Here is a 21,128-nt window from a genome sequence, read left to right as displayed (position 1 = left end):
TATGTGCACACACGCAACAATTCGACAGACAAGGACGTCACTGTGACCGGACCCACCCCCACTCGCGACGACAAGTTCTCCTTCGGTCTCTGGACCGTCGGCTATAACGGCACCGACCCCTTCGGCGGCCCCACGCGCGAGCACCTCGACACCGTGCACGTGGTCGAGAAGCTCGCGGAGCTGGGCGCCTATGGCCTCACCTTCCACGACGACGACCTGTTCCCCTTCGGCTCCACCGATGAGGTCCGCCAGACCGAGATCGAGCGCCTGAAGCAGGCGCTCGCCGACACCGGGCTCATCATCCCGATGGTCACCACCAACCTGTTCAGCGCCCCGGTCTTCAAGGACGGCGGGTTCACCTCCAACGATCGCGCCGTCCGCCGCTTCGCGCTGCGCAAGGTGCTCCGCAACATCGACCTCGCCGCCGAGCTCGGCGCCAAGACCTTCGTGATGTGGGGCGGCCGCGAGGGCGCCGAGTACGACGCCGCGAAGGACATCCGCGCCGCGCTCGAGCGCTACCGCGAGGCCGTCAACCTGCTCGGCGACTACGTGACCGACAAGGGCTACGACCTCCGGTTCGCGATCGAGCCGAAGCCCAACGAGCCCCGCGGAGACATCCTCCTGCCGACCCTCGGCCACGCCCTCGCGTTCATCGAGACGCTGGAGCGTCCCGAGCTGGTCGGCATCAACCCCGAGGTCGGCCACGAGCAGATGGCGGGCCTCAACTTCGCCGCGGGCATCGCCCAGGCGCTGTACCAGGGCAAGCTGTTCCACATCGACCTCAACGGGCAGCGCGGCATCAAGTACGACCAGGACCTCGTCTTCGCCCACGGTGACCTCTACAACGCGTTCGCGCTCGTCGACCTGCTGGAGAACGGCAGCCCGGCCGGCGGACCCACCTATGACGGCCCGCGCCACTTCGACTACAAGCCGAGCCGCACCGAGGACGAGACCGGCGTGTGGGAGTCGGCCAAGGCGAACATGGCGAACTACCTGATCCTCAAGGAGCGGGCCGCGGCGTTCCGGGCCGACCCCGAGGTGCAGGAGGCGCTCGAGGCGGCCAAGGTGACCGAGCTCGGAAAGCCGACCCTCAACGAGGGCGAGAGCTATGACGACCTCCTCGCGGACCGCTCCGCGTTCGAGGACTTCGACGCCTCCGCCTACCTCGGCGGCAAGGGCTTCGGCTTCGTCCGTCTCCAGCAGCTGGCCACCGAGCACCTGCTCGGCGCCCGCGGCTGACCCACCCCTGACCTGCCCACTCCAGCGCCGCTGATCGAGGACCTCGCGAAGCGAGCGTCTCGAAGATCACGAGCGTGAGTCCCTGGCCGAGGCATCGGCCAGGGACTCACTGGGCAGTTCGCGCGAGAGAGGAAACGCGATGACGCTCGTCGCCGGAGTCGACTCGTCGACCCAGAGCTGCAAGGTGGTCGTTCGCGACGCCGAGACCGGAGCAATCATCCGCACCGGGCGCGCTGCACACCCGGAGGGCACCGAGGTGGATCCCGCCGCCTGGTGGACCGCCCTGCTCGCCGCGATCCAGGACGCCGGCGGTCTCGAGGACGTCGCTGCGATCGCGGTCGCCGGCCAGCAGCACGGAATGGTCGTGCTCGACGCGGACGGGAGGGTGATCCGCGACGCCCTGCTCTGGAACGACACCCGCTCCGCGCCGGCCGCCCGCGACCTGATCGCCGAGGTCGGCGCCGAGGAGTACGCCCGGCGCACCGGATCGGTGCCCGTCGCCTCCTTCACCGCCACGAAGCTCCGCTGGCTGCGCGACGCCGAGCCCGAGAACGCCGCCCGCGTGGCCGCGGTGGCGCTTCCCCACGACTGGCTGACCTGGCGCCTGCTGGGCTACGGCTCGGCCGAGGGGTCGCCGCTCGGACCGGTGCTGGACGCGCTCGTCACCGACCGGTCGGACGCGAGCGGCACGAGCTACTGGTCCCCCGCCGACGAGGCGTACGACCGGGAGCTGCTCACGCTCGCCCTCGGCCACGACGCGGTGCTCCCCCGAGTCCTCGCTCCCTCCGCAGAGGCGGGACGCACCGTGGCACAGCCCGGGATCCCTGCCGGACTGGTGGTGGGCGCGGGAGCCGGCGACAACGCGGGCGCCGCCCTCGGGCTCGGGGCCACGGCGGGCGACGCCGTCGTGTCCATCGGCACCAGCGGCACCGTCTTCGCGGTCACCGATGCGCCGGCCCGCGACGCGTCGGGCACGGTCGCCGGATTCGCGAGTGCGAGCGGCGAGTTCCTCCCGCTCGTCGCGACCCTCAACGCGGCGCGGGTCCTCGACGCGACCGCTCGGCTCCTCGCGGTCGACCACGACGAGCTGGGCAGGCTCGCCCTCGCGGCGACGCCGGGCGCGGATGGTCTCGTCCTCGTGCCGTACTTCGAGGGCGAGCGCACCCCTAACCTGCCGGACGCCACCGCGTCCCTGCACGGGATGACGCTGCGCTCGACGAGCCGCGAGAACCTGGCCCGGGCATCCGTTGAGGGGCTGCTCTGCGGTCTCGCCGACGGGCTCGATGCCCTCCGGGCCAACGGGGTCGCCGAGAAGCGCGTGCTGCTGATCGGCGGCGCAGCGCAGAACCCGGCGGTCGCCGCCATCGCCGCCCAGGTGTTCGACGCGCCGATCGCGGTGCCCGCGCCCGGAGAGTACGTGGCGGGCGGGGCCGCGGTTCAGGCCGCGTGGGCGCTCTCCGGATCCCGCCCCGGCTGGCCGCTCGAGGTCACCGCGCAGCCCTCCGTCGACACGCGCCCGGAGATCCGCGCGCAGTACCGGGCGGCGACCGCGACGGCCTGACCCGCGTATCCGCATCAGTTCGGACTATCCGCATCGGTCTGCCGTTGCGGATAGTCCGAACTGATGCGGACAGAGCTCAGGCGTCGAAGCGAGCGGCCAGCTCGGCACCGGCACGCTCCAGCCAGCGGACCGGGTCCCCCATCGCGGCGTCGGGGCCGCCGGCCAGCGCGGTCAGGGATACGGCGCTCGTGAACCCGACAGGAGGCGCCTCGATGCGGCCCGCGGCGAGCGCGACCGGCACCCCGGCCCGGCCGGCCCTGGCGGCGACCTCGGCGGCGGCCTTCCCCGCCGCGGTCTGCGCGTCGAATGCCCCCTCCCCGGTGATCACGAGGTCGGCGCCGGCGATGCGGGCATCCAGCCCCACTGTGTCGGCGACCACCGCCGCGCCGGAGGTGAGGGTCGCGCCCCACGCGAGGAGCCCGAAGCCGGCCCCTCCCGCCGCTCCCGCTCCCGGCGTCGCGGGGTCGGCGGGCAGAAGGGCGGCGAGCCGGGTGAGGCCGCTCTCGAGAAGCGCCACCTCCTCCGGACTCGCACCCTTCTGGGGTGCGAAGACGGCGGCGGCACCGGAGGGCCCGAGCAGCGGGTTGGTGACGTCGCTGAGGACGAGCACGCCGCCTGGCGGCAGCGCCCGAAGCGCGGAGAGGTCCGCCGTCGCGACCTCGGCCAGCCCCCGGCCGCCGGGCGCCACAGGACGGCCGTCCCCGGTGCGGAGGCGCGCGCCGAGGGCCGCGAGCGCGCCCTTGCCGCCGTCGGTGGAGGCGCTGCCGCCGATCGCGAGCAGCAGCCGCTCGACGCCGGCGTCGAGCGCAGCGGCGATCAGCTGGCCGAAGCCGTAGGTGTGGGCGTCGAGGGGAGCGAGGCGGTCGAGCAGCGTGATGCCGGATGCTGCGGCGAGTTCCACCAGCGCCACCGGTCCCCCGCCGTCCCCGGCCGGGAGCAGCAGCCACTCCGCATCGAGGTGCCCGGTGTCCCGCCCGCCGGCCGGTCCCTCGACGCGGGCGAGGATGCGCCGGGCACCCGGAACGGCGGCGGCCAGGGCGTCCATCGTGCCCTCGCCGCCGTCCGCCATCGGCACCTCGTCCACTCCGTCGTACGGCCGGGCCGAGCGCCACCCGCGGGCGATCGCTGCGGCGGCATCCCGGGCCGACGCCGTCCCCTTGAACGAGTCGGGCGCCACGACGATCCGGCCCATGCCACTCCCCTTCCTGAGCTCCCGACGGAGGCGACTTGCCAGAAAATCCCGCTATTCGGCCGCCGAAGCGGGATTTTCTGGCAAGTCGGCCTCGGGGGACGGGCGCGTCAGCAGCACGATGCGCGCGGACGGCCCCGCGGGCAGCGTCACCGCCAGGGTGCCGTCGACCGGGGCGGCTGCCGCCGCGTCCCCGGCAGCCGGCGGGAACACCTGGACCGCGCGCCAGCCGTCGTAGCCCGGCACCGCGACCGGTCCCCCGTCGCCGCGGGACCAGACGCCCAGGAGGCACGAGTCGGCCGCGGTCAGCGCGAGAGCGAACACCTCGTCCTCCCAGCCGGGCAGGCCCAGCGGCCAGGACGGCACCGACCGCGCGATCGCCCCGCGCCACTCGCGGTGCAGGGCGGTCGCGGCGTGCACGAGCTCGCGCTGCTCCGCACGGAGCTCCCCGAGGAACCCCGACAGGTACAGGCGGCCCAGCACCCCGCCCACGAGGCTGTAGGCGGTCTCCTCCTCGGACATGGCGACGCTCGGGTAGGCCCAGTTGCCGCACTGCTCGGGCAGGACGAGCGACGGACCCGCGGCGGCGATGACGGCCTCCCGCAGGAAGTCCTGCTGGTCCGTCATGGACTGCAGGTCGGCCACCTCGAGCAGCTGGTAGTCCATCCGCATGCCGCCGGACCCGCAGTTCTCGAGGTCGAGCTCGGGGTGTCGCTCCTGGACTCCGCGCATCCACTCGGCGAACGCGCGCGCATGGCCGAGCAGGCCCGCGCCCGCCCCTCGCCCTCCCGCTCCGTGCCCGGACCGGGATTGATGTTGTAGTCCAGCTTCAGGAAGCTCACGCCGAATTCCTGCACGAGGCGGTCGACGACGCCGTCGAGATGGGCCCGAGCGGCCGGCGAGCGAAGGTCGAGCTGGTATCGGCCGTTCTCGGTCACGCGGCGCCCGAAGCGGCGGAAGAACGCGTCATCGGGCAGGCGGGCGGCTAGGGGCTGCGCACGCCGACGGCCTCGGGCTCGAGCCAAAGCCCGACCCGCATGCCCGCCGCACGGATCGCATCGGTCACCTCGGCGAGTCCACGGGGGAAGCGCCGCTCCGAGGGCAGCCATTCCCCGACCGAGTCCCACCAACCGGGCTCGTCCGCGTACCAGCCGGCGTCGATGCAGAAGATGTCCGCCCCCGCCGCGGCAGCGTGCTCGATCAGGGGCGCGACACGATCGGTGGTCGGGTTGCCCATGAGCGTGTTCATGAAGTCGTTGTAGACCAGGGGAAGGGCTCGCCCGGCGGCCCGCGGGGCCCGCAGCCACCGGCGGTACCGGGTCAGCTCGGCGAAGGCCCCATCGCTGCCGTCGGGGGAGAGCACGACGGCGGCGGGCACCGTCGTCCACGACGCCCCGGGCTCGAGCCGCAGCGCGAACTGGTGCTCGAGATCCTGAGGCCCCGCGAGGGTCAGCCGTGCGCCGTCGCGCAGTCGGCTGAGCTCCCAGAGCCACCCGCCCGCGCTCTCGATCTGCCATCCGAGCGCTGCTCCGGTGTCCCGGTCGAAGATCGTCCCGCTCGGGACGGCTCCGCCCGTCGACCAGGTCCCCCGGCTCGCCTGCGCGTACTTCCCCCGCGCGTCCTGCCCGTGCGCGGACAGGCTCAGATCCGGCAGCACTGCGTCGAGCTCCTGCTCGGCCCAGCGCGCCTCGCCGAGCCACTCGCTGCGGGCGGAGAGGAGCCGCATCCCCGGTCCCGTCGGGATGCCGACGCTGAGGGTCGTGGCGCCGGTCAGGATGACGCCCTCCTCGCCGCCGTTCGTGACGGTCGAGGACACCCGGAGCGCGGGCAGGCCGGCCGGCGCCTCCACTCGAGTGGTCACGCGGAGCCCGGTCAGCGGGTCCTCCTGGTCCACCTCGAGGACAGCGGACCGGTCCGATTCGCTCCGGCGGATGTCGCGGTGCCGCAGCCGCTCGCCGATCTGGGAGCGCAGGTAGCCCTCGCTGGTCCGGGCACGCTGCTCGTCGGCTGTGAAGAGCTCGACCAGTGGACGCGCGGTCCACGGCGAGGAGGCATCGGGCAGCCCAACGGCCAGCCGGACGGGAGCGTCGTCGCTCCAGTCCAGAGCGGCCTCCACCCCGGAGAGCATCGCGGGCAGCGTGTCCATGCGCATCACGCTATCGAGAAGCTCGGGCGTCCCGGACAGCGAAAGGGGAGCCCGGGCACCCGGCCCGGACTCCCCTCTCCCCTCGTGTGCGGGGTTCAGCGACCGCCGGAGCGGCGCTTGTTGAACACGTCGAACGCGACGGCGAGCAGCAGCACGAGCCCCTTCACGGCCTGCTGCCACTCGATGCCGATGCCCATGATGGACATGCCGTTGTTCAGCACGCCGATGATGAGGCCACCGATGATGGCCCCGCTCACGGTGCCGACGCCGCCCTGGACCGCCGCGCCGCCGATGAAGGCGGCCGAGATGGCCTCGAGCTCGAAGCCGTCACCGGCCTTCGGGCCCGCCAGGTTGAGCCGAGCCGTGAACACGAGGCCCGCGAGCGCCGCGAGGACGCCCATGTTGACGAACAGCCAGAAGTCCACCGACCGCGTCTTGATGCCCGACAGCTCCGCGGCGTGGCGGTTGCCGCCGATCGCGTAGATGTGGCGGCCGAAGACGCTGCGGTTCGCGACCGTCGAGTAGATGAGCACGAGCACCGCGAGGATGATGAGCGTCACCGGGATGCCCTTCGCCGCGGACAGCGCGTAGGCGAAGAACGCGATCGCGGCGGCGATCAGCACCAGCTTGGCGATGAACCAGCCGAACGGCTCCACGTCCTGGCCGTACTTCTGGCGCCCGACGCGGGTGCGGATCTGCTGCACGACGAGGGCGACGATCGCGATGAGGCCGATGCCGAGGGTCACCAGGTCGATCGAGCTGCGCGGCCCGAGGTCGATCGGCAGGAACTCGAGGAACCCGTTGCCGATGGCCCGGTACTCGGCGGGGAAGGAGCCGATGTTCGAGTTGCCGAGCACGACGAGGGCGAGGCCGCGGAAGATCAGCATGCCCGCCAAGGTCACGATGAACGCCGGGATGCCCACATAGGCGATCCAGAAGCCCTGCCACGCGCCCACCAGTGCGCCGATCGCGAGCGACAGGATGATCGCGATCCACCACGGGAGGTCCATCTTCACGGCGAAGACGCCCGAGATCGCGCCGATGAACGCCGCGACCGACCCGACGGACAGGTCGATGTGGCCGGCCACGATGACGAGGACCATGCCGATCGCGAGGATCAGGATGTACCCGTTCTGCACGATCAGGTTCGAGATGTTCTGCGGCCGGAGCAGGATCGAGTCGCCTCGCGCCGAGATGGTCAGCACCGCGAAGAGCGCGACCACCAGGACGAGCGCGACGAAGATGCCGTTCTTGCCGAGGTCGGCGAGGACGTGCGAGATCGCCGACGTCACCTTGTTCTGCGGAGGACCGATCTCCTCGCTGCCGGTGGGACCGCCGCCGGGCCGGAGTTCCGTGTTCGTCATGTCGTCAAGACTCCTTGTTCTCTAGCTGCGTCCCTCAGCGGGGGCTTCCATGGTCATGTACTTGATCAGCGCCTCGGGCGTCGCCTCCGCGATGGGGAGCTCGCCCGTGATCCGGCCCTCGGAGAGGGCGTAGATGCGGTCGCAGATGCCGAGCAGCTCAGGCAGCTCGGAGGAGATCACGAGGATGCCCTTCCCCTGTGCCGCGAGCCGATTGATGATCGTGTAGATCTCGTACTTCGCCCCGACGTCGATGCCGCGGGTGGGCTCGTCGAGGATCAGCACCTCGGGATCCGAGTAGAGCCACTTGGACAGCACGACCTTCTGCTGGTTGCCGCCCGAGAGCTTGCCGGTCTTGCTCAGCACCGTCGGCGCCTTGATGTTCATGCTCTTGCGGTACTCGTTGGCGACGGTGAACTCCTCGCCGTCGTTGACGAGCCCGCGCTTCTCGAGCTTGCGCAGCGACGCCATCGAGATGTTCCGCTTGATGTCGTCGATGAGGTTGAGGCCGTAGACCTTGCGGTCCTCCGTCGCGTAGGCGAGGCCGTTCTCGATGGCCTCCGCGACCGAGTGCAGCTTCACCTCCTTGCCGTTGATGAACGCGCGACCGCTGATCCGGCTCCCGTACGAGCGGCCGAACAGGCTCATCGCGAACTCGGTTCGACCCGCGCCCATCAGTCCGGCGATGCCGACGATTTCGCCCCGGCGCACCGTGATGTTGACGTTGTCGACCATGACGCGCGTCGGGTCCTGCGGGTGGTGCGCGGTCCAGTCCTCCACGCGGAGGACCTCCTCGCCGATCGACGGCGTGTGGTCCGGATAGCGGTGCTCGAGGTCCCTGCCCACCATGTCCTTGATGATGCGGTCCTCGGTGATCTCCGCCTTCGCCATCGTCTCGATCGTCTTGCCGTCGCGGATGACGGTGACCGAGTCGGCGATCTTCTCGATCTCGTTGAGCTTGTGGGAGATGATGATCGACGTGATCCCCTGCTGCTTCAGCTGGAGGATCAGCTCGAGCAGGTGATCCGAGTCCGCGTCGTTGAGCGCGGCGGTCGGCTCGTCGAGGATGAGGAGCTTGACCTCCTTGGACAGCGCCTTCGCGATCTCGACGAGCTGCTGCTTGCCGACGCCGATGTCCATGATCTTGGTCGTGGCCTTCTCGCGGAGGCCCACCCGATCGAGGAGCTTCTGCGCCTCCGAGTTCGCCCTCTGCCAGTCGATGAGGCCGAAGCGGCCCTTGATCTCGTTGTTGAGGAAGATGTTCTCGGCGATCGACAGGTGCGGGCTGAGCGCGAGCTCCTGGTGGATGATGACGATGCCCTTGGCCTCGCTGTCGCGGATGCTGTGCAGCTCGAGGACCTCGCCCTCGAACACGATGTCGCCGTCGTACGTGCCGTGCGGGTAGACCCCGGACAGCACCTTCATCAGCGTCGACTTGCCTGCACCGTTCTCGCCGCAGATGGCCCGGATCTCACCCCGCTCGACCTCGAGGGTGACGTCCTGCAGCGCCTTCACGCCGGGGAACGTCTTGGTGATCGAACGCATCTCCAGGATGTTGTCCGCCACTGGGAGCTCGCTTCCTACTTCGTCGTCGAAGGTGCCGGTGGGAGGGAGATTATCCCCGCCACCGGCACCTCTTGGGGAGTGACTAGCCGTTGATCTCGGCGTCGGTGTAGTAGCCGGACTTCACGAGCGCGTCGTTGATGTTGTCCTTGACCACGATCACCGGCTGGAGCAGGTACGACGGGACGACCTTCACGCCGTTGTCGTAGTCCTCGGTGTTGTTGGTCTCGGGCTTGTCGCCGTTCAGCACCGCGGTCGTCATCTTGACGGCCTGGGTGGCGAGCTCACGGGTGTCCTTGAAGATGGTCCCGTACTGCTCGCCCGCGATGATGGCCTTGACCGAGTCGAGCTCGGCGTCCTGGCCGGAGATGATCGGGAAGTCCGCGCCCACCTTGTAGCCGGCGTCGGTCAGCGCGGAGATGATGCCGCGGCTGATGCCGTCATAGGGGGACAGGACCGCGTCGACCTGGCTGCCGTCGGAGTAGCTGGAGGTCAGGATGTCCTCCATGCGGCTCTGCGCGGTCTCGCCGTCCCAGCGGAGCGTCGCGACCTGCTCGATGTCGGTCTGACCCGACTTGACGACCAGCGTGCCCTTGTCGATGAAGGGCTGCAGCACGTCCATCGCTCCGTTGAAGAAGAAAAACGCGTTGTTGTCGTCGAGCGAGCCGGCGAACAGCTCGATGTTGAACGGACCGGCGGGAGCGCCATCGGTGGGCTTGCCCTCGAGGTCGGTGAGGCCGAGGCCGTTCAGCACCGTCCACGCCTGCATGTTGCCGACGAGCTCGTTGTCGAAGGTCGCGTAGTAGCTCACCGCGTCGGTGTCGCGGAGGAGGCGGTCATACGCGATGACTGCGATGTCCTGGCTGGCGGCGTCCTCGAGCACGCTCGTGAGCGTCGTGCCGTCGATCGCGGCGACGATGAGCGCGGTGGCGCCCTGCGTGACCATGTTCTCGATCTGGCTGACCTGGGTCGGGATGTCGTCCTCGGCGTACTCGAGGTCGACGGTGTAGCCGGCGTCCTCGAGCTGCTTCTTGAGGTTGTTCCCGTCGTCGATCCAGCGCTCGGACGACTTGGTGGGCATCGCGACGCCGATGAGGTCGCCGCCGCCCTCGCCCGAGCCGCCGTTGTCGCCGCCGCCGCCGCCGTTGCCGCCGCTTGCGCAGCCCGCCAGCGATGCGACGATCGCGCTACCAGCGAGGAGGGCGATCATTGCTCTCTTCTTCACTGTGTTTCCTTTCCTGTGGTTGCAAAGGACGCCGTTGTCAGCATTCCCTGTGGTGCCCGGACCTGAGGCCCGAGGTTCTTGCTCCCGGCCCGGAGGCGGGAAGTCGTTGCGGAGGCCGGCATCAGATGCCTCTGGCCAGCCGGTGGTAGGCCGAGTTCCAGCGCACGGTGTCGCGGAATCCGTTCAGGGTGGTGTCCTCGTCGATCACGAGAAGCTCGGTCTCGGCCATCTCGGCGAAGTCGCGGAACGCATCGACGCCGACCGCGGTCGACATGACGGTGTGGTGCGCGGCTCCCGCGGTCAGCCACGCGGCCGCGCTCGTCGCGAAGTCCGGGGCGGGCTTCCACACGGCGTGGCCGACGGGCAGCTTCGGCATCGGCTCGGGCAGCGCCACGTTCTCCACCACGTTGGCGACGAGGCGGAACCGGTCGCGCAGATCGCTCATGGCGACCACCACCGCGGGCCCCGGGTCGGCGGTGAAGACCAGGCGCACCGGGTCCTCCTTGCCGCCGATGCCCAGCGGATGCACCTCCAGGCGCGGCCGCGAGGTGGTCAGCGATGGGCTCACCTCGAGCATGTGGGCGCCGAGGATGAGCTCGTTGCCGGGCTCCAGGTGGTAGGTGTAGTCCTCCATCAGGCTCGCCCCGCCTGGCAGCCCCGCACCCATGACATTGGCCACGCGGACGAGGATCGCGGTCTTCCAGTCGCCTTCCGCTCCGAACCCGTACCCCTCGGCCATGAGCCGCTGCACGGCGAGGCCGGGCAGCTGCTTGAGCGAGCCGAGGTCCTCGAAGCTCGTCGTGAACGCGCCGAACCCGCCCTCCTCGAGGAAGGCACGCAGGCCGACCTCGATGCGCGCGCCGTCGCGGAGCGACTCGTGCCGGTCTCCCCCGCGGCGCAGCTCCGGCGCGACGTCGTAGAGGTCCTCGTACTCCGCGACCAGCGAGTCCACCTCCGAGTCTGCGGACGAGGCGACGGCCTCGGCGAGCTCGTTCACACCCCACGTGTTGACCTGCACGCCGAAGCGCAGCTCGGCCTCGGTCTTGTCACCCTCGGTGACGGCGACGTAGCGCATGTTGTCGCCGAAGCGGGCGAGCTTGAGGGAGCGTGAGGCCGCGAAACCGGCCGCCGCGCGCGCCCACGTGTCGACGTCGCCGATCACGCGCGGGTCGGACACGTGACCGACGACTGTCTTGCGCGGGATGCCCAGACGCGCCTGGATGTAGCCGAACTCCCGGTCGCCGTGCGCGGCCTGGTTGAGGTTCATGAAGTCGAAGTCGATGCTCGACCAGGGCAGCTCGACGTTCGCCTGGGTGTGCAGGTGGAGCAGCGGCTTGCGCAGGATGTCGAGCCCCGTGATCCACATCTTCGCCGGCGAGAAGGTGTGCATCCACGCGATCACGCCGATGACCCGGTCGTCGGCGTTGGCGTCGAGCGCCGCGCGGCGGATGGCTTCCGAGTCGGTGAGGACGCTCTTCCAGACCAGCTCGACCGGCAGACCGGCTCCCAGCTCCTCCGCGATCCGGGTCGACTGCTCGGCGACCTGGCGGAGGGTCTCCTCGCCGTACAGGCCCTGACTTCCGGTGAGGAACCAGACCTGGTGCGCGGAGAGATCCGGGGTGGTGCTGCTCATGCTCGTCCTTCTGCTGTCGTCTCGGGTGCAGTCACAGCGCGTCGGCCGCGGTGCGCTCGACCGGCAGGCCGGTCTCGTAACGGGTGAGGAATGTGCTGAAGCCGGCCACGTCGCCGGCATCCGGGTCCACGGTGTCGATCTCCGCGCCGGCGAAGACGGTCCCGCGCAGGTAGCCGTCCAGGTCGGTGCTCTCGGCGACCGCCAGGTAGGACGCGAGCACCGCGATGCCCCACGCTCCGCCCTCGGCGGCCGTGCGCGCGACGGCGACGGGTGCGTCGAGGGCCCCGGCCAGGAAGCGCTGCGCGACGCCCGCGGTGCGGAAGAGGCCGCCGTGCGCCATCATGCGGTCGAGCTGCACGCCCTGGGCGCGCAGGACGCGCATGCCGAGACTCAGGGCGCCGAAGACGCTGTAGAGCTGAGCACGCATGAAGTTCGCGAGGGTCAGCGAGCTGTCGGGGGTCCGGATCACCAGGGGCCGCCCCTCGTCCAAGCCCACGAGAGGCTCGCCGGAGAGGAAGTTGTACGCCAGGAGGCCACCGGCATCCGGGTCGCCGCCGAGGGCCTCCCGGAAGAGCACCTCGTACACCGCGTCCGCGTCTGCCGATGCGCCCAGCGCATCCGCGAACCGGCCGAAGACGCCGGCCCACGCGCCGAGCTCGCTCGCCCCGTTGTTGCAGTGGACCATGGCCACGGCGGCGCCTGCGGGCGTCGTGACGACATCGAGCTCGGTGTGGATGCCCTCGAGCGGCCGCTCCAGGACGACCATCGCGAAGATGCTCGTGCCCGCGCTGACGTTACCCGTGCGAGGCGCGACGGCGCTCGTGGCCACCATGCCCGTGCCGGCGTCGCCCTCGGGCGGGCAGAAGGCCGCGCCGGCACGCAGCCGGCCCGTCGGGTCGAGCAGCGCCGCCCCTCCGCGGTGAGGGCTCCTGCGGGCTGCCCGGCGACGAGGACCTCGGGGAGCAGCTCCCGGAGCCTCAGCGCAGGAGCGGCGTCGGCGACGAGCTCGTCGAAGTCGGCGAGCAGCCGGGTGTCGTAGTCACCGGTCGCGACATCGATCGGGAACATGCCCGAGGCGTCGCCGATGCCCAGCACCTGCCGCCCGGTGAGCCGCCAGTGCACGTACCCCGCCAGGGTGGTGAGGAAGCGGATCTCCGGGACGTGCGGCTCCCGGTCGAGAACCGCCTGGTAGAGGTGGGCGACCGACCAGCGCAGCGGGATGTTGGTCTGGAACCGCTCGGTGAGCTCAGCCGCCGCGGCCCCGGTCGTGGTGTTCCGCCAGGTGCGGAAGGGGACCAGGAGTTCGCCGTCCGCGCCGAAGGCGAGGTAGCCGTGCATCATCGCCGAGACCCCGATCGCACGGTACGTCTCGGGCCGGACACCGAAGCGGCGCTCGGTGTCGGCCAGGAGGTCCGCGTAGACGCCCTGCAGGCCCGCCCAGATGTCCTCCACCGAGTAGGTCCACATCCGGTCGACGAAGCGGTTCTCCCACTCCCACGTGCCGGAGGCCAGGACGGTGTCGGGGGCGTCGCCGAGGAGCACGGCCTTGATGCGGGTGGACCCGAGCTCGATGCCGAGCGTCGCCCGGCCCGAGCGGAGCGCGTCGCGGGCGGCATCGTCGCCGGCGGTCGCGGTGGCGGAGGTCATCGGCGCAGTCCCCTCGCGGGCCGGCCGCGCCGCCGACCGCCACCTCGGTCGAGGGCTGGCCGTACACGTTCTGGTAGCGGTCGAAGAGGGAGTCGATCGCCTCCTGGGGCAGGGCCACCGGGTCCCCGAGCTGGCGCGAGATGTGCACGCTGCGTGCAACGTCCTCGACCATCACGGCGGCCTTGACCGCATCCTTGGCGCTCGAGCCGATGGTGAACGGCCCGTGGTTCTGCATCAGCACCGCGCGCGAGCGGTGGCCGCGCAGGGTGTCGACGATCCCCCGGCCGATCGAGTCATCGCCGATGATCGCGAAGGGACCGACCGGGATCTCGCCGCCGAACTCGTCGGCCATGGCCGTGATCACGCACGGGATGGGCTCGGCGCGCGCAGCCCAGGCGACGGCATAGGTCGAGTGGGTGTGCACGACGCCGCCCACCTCGGGCATATTCCGGTAGACGTACGCATGGGCGGCCGTGTCGCTCGACGGCGAGTTCTCGCTGCCGGGAGTGCCGGGGACGACGTTCCCGTCCAGGTCGCAGACGATCATGTTCTCGGGCGCCAGGTCGTCGTAGCTGACGCCGGACGGCTTGATGACGAACAGGTCGGCGCCGGGGACGCGGCCGGACACGTTGCCGCCCGTCCAGATGACGAGACCCCAGCGGATCAGCTCGCCGTGCAGCCGGGAGACCTCCTCGCGCTGCCGGGCGATGGCGACCTCGATCTCGGGAGAGAAGTTGCTCACGCGGTCACCTGCTCCGGGCGGGCAGGACGCACCGCAGCGCCGTTCGTGCCGGGCTGCTGCGTCATCGCATTCACGCGCTAGAACCTCTTCGTTCGATCTCGATAACCAATGTGAACGGTCACATGGCCCTGGTCAGTGTAGGACCCGGCCCCGCGAGGCTGTCAACTCCACGCCGTCTCGGGTTGGTAACGGCTGTCGCGAGCGGGGCGCGGATGCCCTAGCGGAAGCGAGGCGGTGGCGCCGTCGACGCCCGTACCACGAGCTCCGGCACGATGGTGTTCGAGTACCCGGCTCCCCTTCGAGCTGACCGAGGAGCAGGGCGACGCAGCGGCGGCCCAGCTCGGGGAAGTCCTGCCGGACGGTGGTGAGGGGCGGAGCGAAATGTGCCGCTTCGGGGATGTCGTCGAACCCGACGATGCTGATGTCGCCGGGGCAGTCGAGCCCGGCATCCCGGACGGCGTGCAGGAAGCCGAGGGCCATCTGGTCGTTGGAGGAGAACACGGCGGTGAAGTCGCGGAACCTCAGCAGCTCCTTGCCGGCCCGGTAGCCGAAGTCCGCTGTCCAGTCCCCCAGGATCGGTGCGGTCGTGGGGACGTCCCAGTCGCTCATCTCGGCCAGGAAGCCCCGCATGCGGGCCTCGGCCTCGATCCAGTCCTGCGGGCCGGTCAGGTGGTAGATCGAGCGATGTCCGAGCTCGAGCAGGTGCCGAGTCGCGATCCGCGCGCCGGTGATCTGGTCCACCGAGAGCGCGTGCCACTCGTCCCTCTCGGTGCTCTGCATGGTCACGTAGGGCACTCGGATCGACAGGGACGCGAGCGCATCGAACACGCGAGTCTGCGGGGCGATGACCACGAGGCCCTCGACCGCCTGATCGAGGAGGTGGTCGAGCGCGGCGATGATCGCCTCGGGCTCGGACGAGGGCAGGCTCGCGGTCACGACCGCGTAGCCGGCCGCCCGGGCCGCCTCCTCGATGGCCATCACGCTGCTCGAGGGGCCGTAGTGCACCCGATTGGACGTGAGGATGCCGATCGCCCGCGAGCGACTCGTGACCAACATGCGAGCGGCGCGGTTCGGGCGGTACTGGAGGCTCTCCATCGCGTCGAGCACGCGCGCCCGGGTCTCGTCCCTGATGCTCGGCGAGGCGTTGAGCACGCGGGACACCGTCTGGTGCGAGACCCCCGCGAGCCGGGCGACATCGCGGATGCTGGGCGCCCGCCCTGCTGTCACATCGCTCGTCACATGCACAGTATGGCGCGGATGTGACGCGTCACATGCCCGTCGAACGACCTGTCCTGCGGCGGGCGATCCTGCACGATCCGGGCCAGGATGGGACGGTGCCGATCCTCGACAAGGACATGACCCTCTGCATCTCGGTGGCCGCCCGCCCCAGCAACCTGGGCACGCGATTCCACAACTTCCTCTACGACGAGCTCCGGCTGCCGTTCGTCTACAAGGCGTTCGCGCCGGCCGACATCGAGCAGGCGATCGCGGGCGTCCGCGGCCTGCCCATCCGGGGCTGCTCCGTCTCGATGCCGTTCAAGGAGGCGGTCATCCCCCTGGTCGACGAGCTCACCGAGAGCGCGGCGCGGATCCGGTCGGTCAACACGATCGTGAACGAGGGCGGCCGGCTCGTCGCGCACAACACCGACTACGTCGCCGTGCGCGCGATGCTTCAGACCGCGGCCCTCGCTCCGAGCTCGTCCGTGCTCCTGCGCGGCAGCGGCGGAATGGCGAAGGCGGTCCTGGCAGCGGTGACGGACTTGGGCTTCCGGGATGTCACCGTGCTCGCGCGCAGTGAGGAGGGGGCGGGCCCTCGCCGAGCAGTACGGTGCCCGGTGGACCGGCGCCGAGCCCGAACCCGGAGCGGAGCTCCTCATCAACGCGACGCCGATCGGCATGGCGGGCGGCCCGGCCGCCGACGAGGCGAGCTTCCCCGACGAGGTCGTCGCGGCGGCGTCGACGGTCTTCGAGGTCGTGGCCGTCCCGGCGACGACGCCCCTGCTCGCCCTGGCAGCGCGCCACGGCAAGCGCACCATGACGGGCGTCGCGGTCACGGCCCTGCAGGCGGCCGAGCAGTTCGAGCTCTACACCGGCGTGCGGCCGACGCCCGACGCCATCGAGCGGGCGACCGCCTTCAGCCGAGCCGGCTGACAGCCGCACCGAGCAGGACGGGCTGCAACCAGCGGTCCCCAGAGCGGCGACTCGGACTGCTCACGCCAGATCCTCCCGCCGGCAGGCGGCGCGTCAGCGCGGGAGCGCCTCCTCGAGGTCGGCGATGAGGTCGTCCACGTCCTCGATGCCGACGGACAGCCGCACGATGTTGGGCGCGATCTCCAGCGGAGTCCCGCGCACGGAGGCGTGCGTCATCTCGGACGGATACCCGATGAGCGACTCCACACCGCCGAGCGACTCGGCGAGCTGGAAGAGCTTGGTGGACTCCGCGAGCTTCCGCGCCGCCTCCTCCCCGCCGCGCAGGGCGACGGACAGCATGCCGCCGAAGCCCTTCATCTGCCGCGCGGCGAGCTCGTGCCCGGGATGGGTCGGCAGGCCCGGGTAGTAGACCCGCTCCACGCCGGGATGCCCGACGAAGTGCTCGGCCACCGCCTGGGCGTTGGCGGAGTGCCGCTCCATCCGGACGCCGAGAGTCTTGATCCCGCGCGTGGTGAGCCAGGCCTCGAACGGCGCCAGGATCGCGCCCGCCGCGAACTGCAGGAAGCGCACCTGCTCGGCCAGCTGGTCGTCGTTCGTGATGACCGCTCCGCCGAGCACGTCGGAGTGGCCGCCCAGGTACTTCGTCGTCGAGTGCACGACCACGTCGGCCCCGAGCTCGAGCGGTCGCTGGAGCGCGGGCGAGGCGAAGGTGTTGTCCACGACCACGAGCGCCCCGGAGGCCCTGCCCACCTCGGCCAGCGCCGCGATGTCGGTGATCTTCATGAGCGGGTTGGACGGCGTCTCGACCCAGAGCACCCGGCTGGAGCCGGGGCGGAGCGCCGCACGTACGGCGTCAAGGTCGTTCATCTCGACGGCGTCCACCTCGATGCCCCAGGACCCGAGGATGCGCGTGATCAGCCGGTAGGTGCCGCCGTACACGTCGTTGCCGAGCACGACGTGGTCGCCCGGCCGCAGGATCGACCGGAGCAGCGCATCCTCCGCTGCGAGGCCCGACGAGAAGGAGATGCCATGGGCGCCGCCCTCGAGGGACGCGAGGAGGGTCTGCAGGGAATCCCGCGTGGGGTTGCCGCTGCGGCCGTACTCGTAGCCGCCCCGCAGGCCGCCGATGCCGTCCTGGACGAACGTGGAGGTCTGGTAGATCGGCGGCGTGACGGCGCCGGTGGTCGGGTCGAAGTCCTGGCCCGCGTGGATGGCACGGGTGTTGAAGCCGGAAGACATGTCAGTCCTTTTGGAAGCGGGCCGGAGAAGAGGGCCGGGTGGGGAATCAGGCGGAGAGATAGGAGAGCAGGTCCGAGCGGGTGAGCACCGCGACCGGCTTGCCGCCCTCGGTCACGAGCACCGCGTCCGCGGCGCCGAGCGCAGCGCGCGCGGCGGACACCGTGTCTCCGGCGCCCAGGAGCGCGAGCGGCGTGCCGACGACGTGACCGACGGGGTCGCCGAGCTGGGCCTTGCCGCTGAAGACGAGATCGAGCAGCTCGCGCTCGTCGAGCGCGCCGAGCACCTCGCCCATCACCACGGGCGGTTGGGTAGCGAGGACAAGCAGCTGGGACACCCCGTACTGCTGCATGGTGGCGATCGCCTCCCGCACGGGGGTGTCGGGCAGGGCGTAGACGAGGTCGGGGATACCGCCCGCCTTGGCGGCGAGCACGTCGGCGACCGTGGTCTCCTGCGCGCCGGGCGCGAACCCGTAGGAGCGCATCCACTCGTCGTTGAAGATCTTCCCGAGGTACCCGCGGCCGCCGTCCGGCAGCAGCACGACGACGACGGCGTCCGCGGGCAGGTCGCGTGCCGCCTTGACGGCGCCGGCCACGGCGAGGCCGCTGGAGCCGCCGACCAGCAGCCCCTCTTCTCGGGCGAGACGGAGGGTGAGGGCGAAGGACTCGGCGTCGGAGGAGGCGATGACCTGGTCCACGACGGACGGGTCGTAGGCACTCGGCCAGAAGTCCTCGCCGACGCCCTCGACGAGGTAGGGCCTGCCGGTCCCGCCGGAGTACACCGAGCCCTCCGGATCCGCGCCGATCACCTGGACCCGGCCGCCGGACACCTCCTTGAGGTAGCGGCCGACGCCCGTGATGGTGCCGCCCGTGCCGACGCCCGCCACGAAGTGGGTGATCCGGCCCTCGGTGTCCGCCCAGATCTCCGGGCCGGTGCTCTCGTAGTGCGAGCGGGGACCGTTCGGGTTGGAGTACTGGTCCGGCTTGAAGGCGCCCGGGATCTCGCGAGCCAGGCGGTCGGAGACGCTGTAGTAGGAGCGCGGGTCCTCCGGCGTCACGGCGGTCGGCGTGACGACGACCTCGGCCCCGTAGGCGCGGAGGACGTTGCGCTTGTCCTCACCCACCTTGTCCGGCACGACGAAGACGCATCGGTAGCCGCGCTGCTGCGCCACGAGCGCCAGGCCGACTCCGGTGTTGCCGGACGTCGGCTCGACGATGGTGCCGCCCGGGCGGAGCTGTCCGCTCGCCTCGGCGGCGTCGATGATCTTCACCGCGATCCGGTCCTTGCTGGAGCCGCCCGGGTTGAGGTACTCGACCTTGGCGAGGACGGTGGCGGCGATGCCTTCCGTCACCCGGTTCAGGCGGACCAGCGGGGTCGAGCCGATCAGGTCGAGGACGGTGTTCGCGTACTTCATGTCAGAGCTCTCGGATTCGGCCCGGCCTCAGCGACAGCGAGGCTCACGGGCGGGACGGGTGTCGGCGCCTAGCGGCGGCGACAGCAGCGCGTCGGGGAGATCACGCTTGGGAGTCTAGCGGGCATCGAGGTCCGGAGATCAGGCCGCGGACTGCTGGGCGGCGAGGCGCGCATAGAGGCCGCCCTGCTGGAAGAGCTCGGCGGCGGTGCCGCTCTCCGCAATCCGGCCGTGCTCGACGACGTGGATGACGTCGGCCTCGGCGACGGTGGAGAGCCGGTGGGCGATCGCGATGGTCGTCCGGCCGCGCGAGGCCGTGTCGAGGGCCGCCTGCACCGCGCGCTCGGACACGGAGTCGAGGGCGCTCGTCGCCTCGTCCAGCACGAGCACCGCCGGATTCTTGAGGATGACGCGCGCGATCGCGACGCGCTGCTTCTCGCCGCCCGAGAGGCGGTAGCCGCGCTCACCGACCACCGTGTCGTAGCCGTCCGGGAACGACTCGATCGTCTCGGCGATGTTAGCGAGCTCGGCGGCGTGCGCGATCTCCTCATCGGTCGCGTCCGGGCGTGCGTAGCGCAGGTTCTCGCGGATGGTCGCGTGGAAGAGGTAGGTCTCCTGGCTGACGATGCCGATCTGCTCGAGCAGGGACTCCTGGCGCAGGTCGCGCACGTCGCGGCCCGCGAACAGCACCGAGCCGCCCGTCACGTCGTAGAGGCGCGGGATGAGGTAGGAGATGGTCGTCTTGCCCGCGCCCGACGGCCCCACGAAGGCGACGAACTGGCCGGGCTCGATGCGGAACGACACGTCGTCGAGCGTCGGCCGGCTCGTCTCGGGCGCTCCGGGATAGCGGAACTCGACGGACCGGAACTCGATCGCCCCCAGCGGGTCGTCGGGCGAGAGGGTCGCGGCGTTCGGCTTGTCCTTGATCGCCGGCACCAGGTCGAAGTACTCGAAGATGCGGGCGAACAGCGCGCCCGAGGTCTGCAGGTCGAGGGCGACTCGCATGAGGCCGAGCAGCGGCCACATGAGGCGCGCCTGCACCGTCGTGAAGGCGACGATCGTGCCGGGCGTGATGTCGGCCCCGCCCTGGATCAGGAAGGCCGAGAGCAGGTAGACGAGCGCGGGAACGACCGACAGGAAGATCTGCACGAACGCGAAGAAGCCCTGGCCGCTCATCGACTGGCGCACCTGGAGCCGGATCTGGTTCTGGTTCTCGGCCGCATAGCGGGCGTTCTCGGCCTCCGCCTGCCCGAAGCTCTTCGCGAGCAGGACGCCCGAGACGCTCAGCGTCTCCTGCGTGATCGCCGTCATCTCGGACAGCGACTCCTGCGTCTTGGTCGCGATCCGCGCGCGCAGCCGCCCGACGCGCCGCTGGGCGAACGCCAGCGCCGGCAGCAGGATCACGGCGATCACGGTGAGCTGCCAGCTGAGCAGCAGCATCGCGGTGAACGCGGCGAGCACGGTCACCACGTTGCCGATGACGCTCGACACGGTGTTGCTGAGCACGCCGGCCACGCCGCCGACGTCGTTGGCGAGCCGGGACTGGATGATGCCCGTCTTCGTCCGGGTGAAGAAGCCCAGCTCCATCGACTGGAGGTGCCGGAACAGGTCGACCCGCATGGCGCCCATGACCTTGTTGCCGACCGTAGAGGTGAGGTAGGTCTGCCAGATCCCGAGGCCGGCGGAGAGCACCCAGACCAGGACCATGAGGACCACGATCTCGGTCAGCACAGGAAGGTCCGGTCCGCCGCGGGGGAAGAGCCCGCGGTCGAATGCCTGCCGCGTGAGGAGCGGCGGCAGCACGGTGAGCCCGGCGTCGATGAGGACGAGCGCGATGGTGAGGGTGAGGATCCACCGGTGCGGCGCGAAGAGGCGGGCGATCCGGCGGAGGAGGTGCTCGATCTTGGGAGCCTCGGCATTGGCGGCCCGCTGGGCGTCCGAGTCGCGAGACGCGACACCCCGCGCTCCGGGTCTGCCGTGTCCCATGCTCACCCCAGGAGCCTACGTCCGCGGCCCGACACGGC

Annotated in this window: 12 protein-coding genes and 4 pseudogenes; 3 read left to right on the top strand and 13 right to left on the bottom strand. The window is 70.8% G+C overall.

Going from position 1 to position 21,128, the window contains the following annotated elements; all coding sequences use genetic code 11:
• Positions 1-42 precede the first annotated feature (42 nt).
• Positions 43-1,239 carry a xylose isomerase gene (xylA, locus tag QUE51_RS07865; protein ID WP_286278965.1) on the top strand — a complete coding sequence of 399 codons (1,197 nt, stop codon included), beginning with the start codon at positions 43-45 and terminating at the stop codon, positions 1,237-1,239.
• Between the two features lie 139 nt (positions 1,240-1,378).
• Positions 1,379-2,800: a xylulokinase gene (gene xylB / locus QUE51_RS07860; protein ID WP_286278964.1), complete on the top strand. Its 1,422-nt coding sequence runs from the start codon at positions 1,379-1,381 to the stop codon at positions 2,798-2,800.
• A gap of 76 nt (positions 2,801-2,876) precedes the next feature.
• Here the strand turns inward: xylB and QUE51_RS07855 are convergent, their stop codons facing one another.
• The 10 genes and pseudogenes from QUE51_RS07855 to QUE51_RS07810 form a co-directional block, all read right to left on the bottom strand.
• A complete protein-coding gene (locus QUE51_RS07855; RefSeq protein WP_286278963.1) occupies positions 2,877-3,992 on the bottom strand; it encodes a glycerate kinase in 1,116 nt (371 codons plus the stop codon).
• Between the two features lie 51 nt (positions 3,993-4,043).
• Positions 4,044-4,721 (bottom strand): alpha-amylase family protein, encoded by a 678-nt coding sequence (locus QUE51_RS07850; protein WP_286278962.1) that lies wholly within the window; start codon positions 4,719-4,721, stop codon positions 4,044-4,046.
• A gap of 253 nt (positions 4,722-4,974) precedes the next feature.
• Positions 4,975-6,135 (bottom strand): alpha-galactosidase, encoded by a 1,161-nt coding sequence (locus QUE51_RS07845; RefSeq protein WP_286278961.1) that lies wholly within the window; start codon positions 6,133-6,135, stop codon positions 4,975-4,977.
• A 95-nt stretch (positions 6,136-6,230) separates the two neighbouring features.
• The gene (gene mmsB / locus QUE51_RS07840; protein WP_286278960.1) at positions 6,231-7,499 is read right to left on the bottom strand and encodes a multiple monosaccharide ABC transporter permease; all 1,269 of its coding nucleotides are present in this window, start codon (positions 7,497-7,499) and stop codon (positions 6,231-6,233) included.
• Between the two features lie 21 nt (positions 7,500-7,520).
• Complete coding sequence (gene mmsA / locus QUE51_RS07835; protein ID WP_286278959.1) at positions 7,521-9,062, bottom strand: multiple monosaccharide ABC transporter ATP-binding protein; 1,542 nt, start codon at positions 9,060-9,062, stop codon at positions 7,521-7,523.
• An 82-nt stretch (positions 9,063-9,144) separates the two neighbouring features.
• Positions 9,145-10,269, bottom strand: coding sequence for a multiple monosaccharide ABC transporter substrate-binding protein (chvE, locus tag QUE51_RS07830; RefSeq protein ID WP_286278958.1), 1,125 nt, complete (start codon positions 10,267-10,269; stop codon positions 9,145-9,147).
• A gap of 136 nt (positions 10,270-10,405) precedes the next feature.
• On the bottom strand, positions 10,406-11,917 hold the full coding sequence (gene araA, locus QUE51_RS07825; RefSeq protein WP_286278957.1) for an L-arabinose isomerase: 1,512 nt from the start codon (positions 11,915-11,917) through the stop codon (positions 10,406-10,408).
• A 31-nt stretch (positions 11,918-11,948) separates the two neighbouring features.
• Positions 11,949-13,564, bottom strand: a pseudogene (locus QUE51_RS07820) (xylulokinase).
• 55 nt (positions 13,565-13,619) lie between these two features.
• A pseudogene (locus QUE51_RS07815) lies at positions 13,620-14,306 on the bottom strand (L-ribulose-5-phosphate 4-epimerase); the annotation flags it as partial.
• Between the two features lie 217 nt (positions 14,307-14,523).
• A pseudogene (locus QUE51_RS07810) lies at positions 14,524-15,545 on the bottom strand (LacI family DNA-binding transcriptional regulator).
• A 95-nt stretch (positions 15,546-15,640) separates the two neighbouring features.
• Here QUE51_RS07810 and QUE51_RS07805 point away from each other — a divergent pair.
• A pseudogene (locus QUE51_RS07805) lies at positions 15,641-16,457 on the top strand (shikimate 5-dehydrogenase).
• A gap of 93 nt (positions 16,458-16,550) precedes the next feature.
• On the opposite strand, the gene QUE51_RS07800 reads toward QUE51_RS07805, so the two are convergent.
• The 3 genes from QUE51_RS07800 to QUE51_RS07790 form a co-directional block, all read right to left on the bottom strand.
• Positions 16,551-17,696 (bottom strand): cystathionine gamma-synthase, encoded by a 1,146-nt coding sequence (locus QUE51_RS07800; protein ID WP_286278955.1) that lies wholly within the window; start codon positions 17,694-17,696, stop codon positions 16,551-16,553.
• A 46-nt stretch (positions 17,697-17,742) separates the two neighbouring features.
• The gene (locus QUE51_RS07795) at positions 17,743-19,107 is read right to left on the bottom strand and encodes a cystathionine beta-synthase (protein ID WP_286278954.1); all 1,365 of its coding nucleotides are present in this window, start codon (positions 19,105-19,107) and stop codon (positions 17,743-17,745) included.
• Positions 19,108-19,245: 138 nt separating this feature from the next.
• A complete protein-coding gene (locus QUE51_RS07790) occupies positions 19,246-21,090 on the bottom strand; it encodes an ABC transporter ATP-binding protein (protein WP_286279309.1) in 1,845 nt (614 codons plus the stop codon).
• Between the last annotated feature and the right edge of the window lie 38 nt (positions 21,091-21,128).

Source organism: Naasia aerilata, assembly GCF_030296595.1.
GTDB lineage: Bacteria > Actinomycetota > Actinomycetes > Actinomycetales > Microbacteriaceae > Naasia > Naasia aerilata.
This window is presented reverse-complemented; position numbering and strand designations above follow the sequence as displayed.